The 4,518-nt window shown below is 49.7% G+C and carries 6 protein-coding genes; 3 read left to right on the top strand and 3 right to left on the bottom strand.

All coding sequences use genetic code 11. From position 1 onward, the window contains the following. Nucleotides 1-89 precede the first annotated feature (89 nt). The 3 genes from NZ772_14500 to NZ772_14510 all read right to left on the bottom strand — a co-directional run bounded on the left by NZ772_14500 (nucleotide 90) and on the right by NZ772_14510 (nucleotide 1,909). On the bottom strand, nucleotides 90-953 hold the full coding sequence (locus tag NZ772_14500; GenBank protein MCS6814761.1) for a DUF72 domain-containing protein: 864 nt from the start codon (nucleotides 951-953) through the stop codon (nucleotides 90-92). Then, nucleotides 950-1,348 carry a VanZ family protein gene (locus NZ772_14505; GenBank protein MCS6814762.1) on the bottom strand — a complete coding sequence of 133 codons (399 nt, stop codon included), beginning with the start codon at nucleotides 1,346-1,348 and terminating at the stop codon, nucleotides 950-952. The genes NZ772_14500 and NZ772_14505 overlap by 4 nt, the downstream gene beginning before the upstream one ends. Before the next feature lie 69 nt (nucleotides 1,349-1,417). Continuing rightward, nucleotides 1,418-1,909 (bottom strand): adenylyltransferase/cytidyltransferase family protein, encoded by a 492-nt coding sequence (locus tag NZ772_14510; GenBank protein MCS6814763.1) that lies wholly within the window; start codon nucleotides 1,907-1,909, stop codon nucleotides 1,418-1,420. 184 nt (nucleotides 1,910-2,093) lie between these two features. On the opposite strand from NZ772_14510, the gene NZ772_14515 reads away from it, so the two are divergent. The 3 genes from NZ772_14515 to NZ772_14525 form a co-directional block, all read left to right on the top strand. Beyond that, entirely contained in the window at nucleotides 2,094-3,356 is a 1,263-nt protein-coding gene (locus NZ772_14515) for a hypothetical protein (GenBank protein MCS6814764.1), read from the top strand. Between the two features lie 105 nt (nucleotides 3,357-3,461). Further along, entirely contained in the window at nucleotides 3,462-3,557 is a 96-nt protein-coding gene (gene psaM / locus NZ772_14520) for a photosystem I reaction center subunit XII (protein ID MCS6814765.1), read from the top strand. A gap of 320 nt (nucleotides 3,558-3,877) precedes the next feature. After that, nucleotides 3,878-4,518 (top strand): peptidase S8 (locus NZ772_14525; protein ID MCS6814766.1); only part of this gene is annotated, 641 nt, incomplete at its 3' end.

Genomic DNA, 4,518 nt, shown 5'->3' on the forward strand with positions numbered 1-4,518 from the left:
GGTTTGTCCCGTTGAGGGATCAATTGTGCCAGAAGAGCGACCTGATCTGCAATTGGTTCCTGCCTAGCAGATTGTATTGCTGCTGGGTATCAGAAGAGGCTGAGTTGAGTTGGCTCTGGAGCAAGCTTAGTAATCGGTAGCTTGGGCACCGGCAGGCCCCGGTCTTCCAGAACTGCTTGTAGAGCTAGCGCATTAGTGGGCGATCGTTCCTCTAGGGGACAATGGACAAACCAGTAAACCCGAATTCCCCGTTGGAGCCAGTCAGCCAGTTGATCTACCCAGCCTTCAATGTAGGGTTGATTGACGGCCTGATCGGGATGGCTAATATACCGGACTAACACAAAGGATGCAGTTGCCTCTGGTTGCAAGGGCACCTTTGGCTTTTTACGCTCCGAGGCACATTGGGGGTCATCACTGTTGTTATAAACGGGACGTGAATCGAGCAGCACTCGTCCCACTCCTAGGTTAGTTAACACTTCCGATAATCTCTGGCGATGTGGTTCTCGAAACCAGTCTGCATGGCGCACTTCCAAGGCTAGGGGCACCTGCTGTCGAGGAAATGCTGTGAGAAACCCTATCAGATCATCTAGCAGGGCTGGTGAATAGTCTGGGGGAAGCTGGGCAAACAGGGGGCCACGCCGATCGACGAGTGCCTGTGTCTGGTCTAAAAACCTCCACACACCCGGAATTGATGGTTGTAACAAGCCCCTATGGGTTAGGTCGCGGGGCAACTTTAGGCAAAACTCAAAGCCCGGCGGAGTTTCCGTTGCCCAACGCTGCACGGTGGCACGATCAGGTACCTGGTAAAATGTTGTGTTGCCCTCCACGGTTGAAAACCGATGGCTATAGAGCCGCAAAAAATCACTGGGACGACTACCTGGTGGGTAAAAGGTGCCCACCCAAGGCCGATGTGCCCACACCGCGCAGCCTAAGCGAAAAGAACACCTTGTCATAGGTTCATCTTAGTGCGTCCATGCTCAGCCAACCCATAGCCCAGCGCAATTCCTAATAAACTACATACCAAGTCGATAGTGCTAGCGGTGCGGTTTGGTGACCAGGCTTGAATGCCTTCTTCAACAATTGTGAACACAACAAATAACGTCACCCACAGTGGTAGTCGCTGGCTGAGTACGGTAATCTGACGAAGGCTCAGTGCTCGTTGACCTAGATAGGTTGCCAGCGCATATATCGACACATGGCCGATTTTATCGTAGAAGGGAATTTGCTGAATAATGGGCGGCAGCTTACCAGCATAGGCCAGTTGCAAAGTGATTAGGAATAACCCGGCATACAGTATTGCGGCAACTACCCAGCCTAGAGTAGCTCTTTTGAGCAGATAGTGTCTCATAAACGAGCCTGTAAAAATGACTGGGTAGTGCTACCGATCGCAGGTCTAAGATTCCTGATGCCGATCGCCTTAGATTGCCTCAGCAATTTTTTTCACAATTCCAGTTGTGGAGGTTGGTAATTCAATGGCGATTAGCTCAATCTTCCCCCCATAGGCCAATACTGCTGGTGCCTCAGGCAGTGTCTCTACCCGATAATCACCGCCCTTAGCATAGATGTCGGGCTGAAGCGCTTGAATCACACTAGTTGCCGTCAATTCAGCAAACATTACCACGGCATCAACAGGTTTTAATCCGGCAATAACCTCTGCCCGCTGCATTTCTGGCGTGATGGGGCGAGTGAGGTTGCCTAGTTTTTGAGGCTTGAGGGCACGAACCGATGCATCGGTGTTTAACCCAACAACTAGAGAACGTCCTAATAGTTTGGCCGATCGTAGGTAGCGCACATGGCCTGCGTGAATCAAGTCAAAACAGCCGCAGGTAAACACCATTGGCCGCCACGCATCTGGATTCTGGGTAACTAGCTGGCATAGTGCATCTAGGGTATACAACTCAGGAATCATGATAGTTTCACCAGAATGGCACAATACGAGAGATGACAATACTGAGAGAAATCGATAGGCTATAGGCATTCATCGCATGATCACCGCATAAATTGTAGGCGGTAATGGATGGCTTGTCTGCATAGTGTGATGGCAGTGGGATGAGCTAGCTAACGGCAAACCTAGAGCAAGGGGGTTAAGCGCTATGGTGATTCAAGGGCAACTGCGATATTTAGATCAGGGCATTTACCCAGTGGTGTTCGCACCGATCGCCCAGCTCAAGCATTTTTTTCAAGCCTGCTATAATCGCCTGCTGGTTTTAGTTTGGCCAGAGTTGGCGAGTCGCAATCCCATTATTGGGACTATCCACTGGCCTATTGTGCTACTTAGTTTTCTAGGCGTTAGCCTATTAGCTTACTACCTTAAGGACTTCAGCTACTTGTTAGTGCCAGGGGTAAGCGGGCTATGGTTTGCTGATCGTTGGTGGGCACGGCAACAGTATCTCAATGCCAGTACAATTGCCAGCACTACCCTCGACATAAACCCTGCTGGAGATCTCGTCACATGGCAACTCACCCAGCCCAATAAACCACCCCAGCGTCAACAGTTCAAGCCTGGGGATATTGCCCAACTGTCGATTCTCAACGTTCCCCTAGTGGGTGGAGCCTTCGCCGATGTGGTATTGCTGTTGTGGCAGGTCAGGCTAATTCTGCGGCAGGGAACTGCTCTACGCCTCTATGAAGAAACAACAGCCCATGAAGCCCTTGCTCTAGCCAGCAGGCTCGCTAACGAATTTGGAGTGCCCACCAAGTTTGCCTTTAGCGAAGGAACTAATCCCTACGCTGCTCAAATCATTCCCCTAGAGGTACTGATCCGTCATGCCCAAACGGTTAAAACTGTCCAAGCTAAAAAGACTGACTACAAGTGGCAAGTCACCTATCAATGGGATGGCAGCCGCATAGGACTATTAATTGGGCTAATGCTGCAACGGGGAGGCTTTCCACTGTTTTTGCTGCTGATGATGGGTATTTTATTTCGCATCGGTGGCATGATGGCAATGATAATCCCAATCCTGCCTGGGGCAGAAGACGCTGCTTTCTCCAACATGATTAGAGTCCTGTTGCCCAGCTTAGGATGGTGGGATATGCTCAGTATTTTTGCTGGTATGGCTATTATCTTTCGTCAAGGTGCACTGCTAACCAACCCGACCCAACTGAACTTTGGCAGGAATAGCTTGATTGTGCCCATTAGCCAAGCTCAGACAGTCAGCTTTTCCATAGAGGATATTAAGGCAACGCTGTTTGTCAAGAAGCCGTTTCCGAAGTTGATGATCGTGGCCAAGCAACAGTCAGTGGAGCTAGAACATCTGCAAACCGAGAAGGACTTCCGGGCATTGCTGGGCTATATTGACCAAAGGCTGCAACCATTCACAGCTAAACAGCGAGAAATAGCAAGTGACGACTTGTAGAATGCCCACATTTTGTTAAAACTTATAACAACCTATATCGTCGATCGGTCAAATTGTCGGAAAGTGATAGTCGGTTCCTTTACTTGTTGGGAGTAATTTATAGATATGCCTCTATCAGATGCTCAAGTCTTCGTAGCACTTTTGCTAGCACTATTCCCTGGCTTCTTGGCGTTTCGGTTGGCCACTGAACTTTACAAATAGATACCTTACAAACCAATACCTACTGGGTAGGTTGTCCTATCCTGGGTTTACAGGTATGAAGCTGGGGAGATGGGATGAGCCTGTCTCCCCAGTTTTAGTTGTGAGCAAGCAGCCTAAGTATTCTGGAGATAGATAGTCTGTGATACAAGTTAGAGTCTGTCATGCTGACGGATGGAGATAGTCTGTGATACAAGTTAGAGTCTGTCATGCTGACGGATGGAGATAGTCTGTGATACAGGTTAGAGTCTGTCATGCTGACGGATGGAATTGTGTTGCTAACGCTTGCAGTCGCTAACGCTGAACGAGGTTGAGGAGAGTTTGTGTCAGTTAACCAGCCTAATTCTAGTTCTCAACCGTCCAACATTAACCAGGCAACGAGTAACCAAGCAACTAGGGAACAGTTAGGGGTTGCTCCCGATCGAGCAGGGCTAGTGCTGCAACGGGGTGGTGAAGAACTGCTTTTAACTAAACTGCCCGATCGCTTTGTGGTACAGGGGATACCTGCCGTCATTAATCGCCTCATGCAAAGTCAAGCCATGCGGGCAACCCAGGGAATTGCCCCTGCTCAACTGACAGAATTTGTGACCCATCCAGCCGCCCTAGAGCGAATCATGAGCCAAGTTCGCACCCTGCCTGGAGTCAATTTTGTTAGCCACGTGTACCAATTGCAGACTTCGCCTGGGTCGTCTGTTTATGTCACCAATGAATTAACGGTGCAGTTTACTCCAGAGGGGGCACATCAAGCAGCAGCAATCGCCGATGCCCTAAGACTAAGTCTACGTGAGCCGTTAGCAGGTATTCCTGATACGTTCATTTTTGAGGTGTTGCCCCTAGCGGAGGCTAATCCCATTAAGATTGCTAATTACCTGATGCGTCAGTCGTTTGTCATCACCGCAGAACCCAACGCGATTATCCGTCAGCAACCCCACTACCGTCCTCGTGATGCCCTCTATCCTCGTCA

Source organism: Cyanobacteriota bacterium (genome assembly GCA_025054735.1).
Taxonomy (GTDB): domain Bacteria; phylum Cyanobacteriota; class Cyanobacteriia; order SKYG9; family SKYG9; genus SKYG9.